At 67.8% G+C, this 1,664-nt stretch carries 1 protein-coding gene; it reads right to left on the bottom strand.

Annotation, left to right across the window (positions count from 1 at the left end; all coding sequences use genetic code 11):
• Window positions 1-343: 343 nt before the first annotated feature.
• Window positions 344-1,664 (bottom strand): DNA primase (locus tag AC1DU6_RS30275; protein ID WP_477861760.1); only part of this gene is annotated, 1,321 nt, incomplete at its 5' end.

Genomic DNA, 1,664 nt, shown 5'->3' with positions numbered 1-1,664 from the left:
ATGCAGGTCCTTCGTATTTGCGCGGTCAATTCAGAAATGCGGCAGCCACCGCGGCCAACCCGGGCTCGGCGTCAAGCCGGCGGGGCAGGGGGCGGTGGCTTTCGTCGTCAAGGTATCAATCAGCGAGTGATCGAGGGACCCTGGCGTGGCGCGAACAAGCTGGCGTGATCGTTTGGTATGCAGAGCTGGCGGATGTTTTGGCCATTAAAACCCTGATGGGTTACCCAGTGTCGCTGGGTGGCCGGGGCCGGCATCTCTCTGCCGTCACTCTTGTTGACGCGCGCGGAAAACGCAAGATTATCAGCCATTTGCGGCCGAATTGCAAAACTGTGACAGGTAAACCCTAGCTTTGCACGCCATGGCGCTCGCGCAACCGGGCCAACGCCTCCAGCGCCAGGCGCCGTTCCTCGTCGGTGGCGCCGCTGCCGCCGGGCAACGCGGCAGGGGCTCGGGACCGCAGCGCGGTGATCGCGCTGGCGAGGTCGCCAGCCGGGTCGGACTCCTCGATGCCCAGTTCCTGCACGCTGCGCACCAGCCGATGCACGGCCTCCGCATGGCCCTCCGCCGCCAGGCCAGCCTGGACGACGGCCCAGGGACTGGAGCCGTGGTGGGTCAGGTGGCGTTCCAGCCAATGGACGAGTTCGCCATGGCCGCCGGGCAGGTCGTGTAGCAGGACGCGGTCCTCGTCGGGCAGGCTGTCCCAGAGCTCGCTGTGCTGCAGCAAGAGTCGGGTGGCGTGGTCGGCGGCGGTCGCCGGCGTAACCCGCGGACCGGCGGGGCGAGGCTCGGCATCGCGGCGCGACTTCCAGTCGCCTTTGYCTTTCCATTCCCCCTTCGGCTTCCATTCGCCTTTGGGCTGCCAACGCGGCTTTTCGGCGGGTGTCGCCGTCTCCTTGGTGGCACCCGCGGCAGGTGCGGGCGCGCCCAGCCACAGCGCTTGCAGCTCGGCCTCGGGCAGCTGCCCCTGGCGGGCGAGTTCGCCGAGCAGTTGGCGGCGCAACAGGCCTTCCGGCAGCAGGGCCCAGAGGGGCTTGGCCTGGTTCAACATGCGGGCGCGGCCTTCGGGTGTGCCGAGGTCGCAGCCCTCGGCGGCGACCGTGATGAGCTGGCGCGACAGCGGTACGGCACCCTCGATGCAGCGTTCGAAAGCCTCCGCGCCCAGCTCGCGGACATAGGAGTCCGGGTCGTGCTCGGTGGGCAGGAACAGGAATTTGACGGCGTGGGTTTCGGTCGCGTGGGGCAGGGCGGCTTCAAGCGCCCGGCCGGCAGCGCGGCGGCCAGCGGCGTCGCCGTCAAAGCTGAAAACGACCATGTCCGTATGCCGGAAGAGCTTGTGCACATGCTCGGCCGTGCAAGCCGTGCCCAGCGTTGCAACGGCATTGCCGATGCCGTATTGAGCGAGGGCGACGACATCCATATAGCCTTCCACGACCAGGGCATGGCCGCGCTGGCGCATTGCCTGGCGGCCTTCGTAGAGGCCGTAGAGTTCGCGGCCCTTGATGAAGACGGGCGTCTCGGGCGAGTTCAGGTATTTGGGCTCGCCCTTGTCCAGCACACGGCCGCCGAAGCCGATGACCTCGCCTTGCACGTTGCGGATGGGAAACATGATGCGGTCGCGGAAGCGGTCGTAGCGCTTGGCATCCTCGCCGGGCTCGACGTCGGGC

The sequence above is a fragment of the Roseateles sp. P5_B10 genome, from assembly GCF_056400485.1.
Note: the sequence above shows the minus strand (reverse complement) of the source record. Positions and strands in the feature narration are given on the sequence as shown.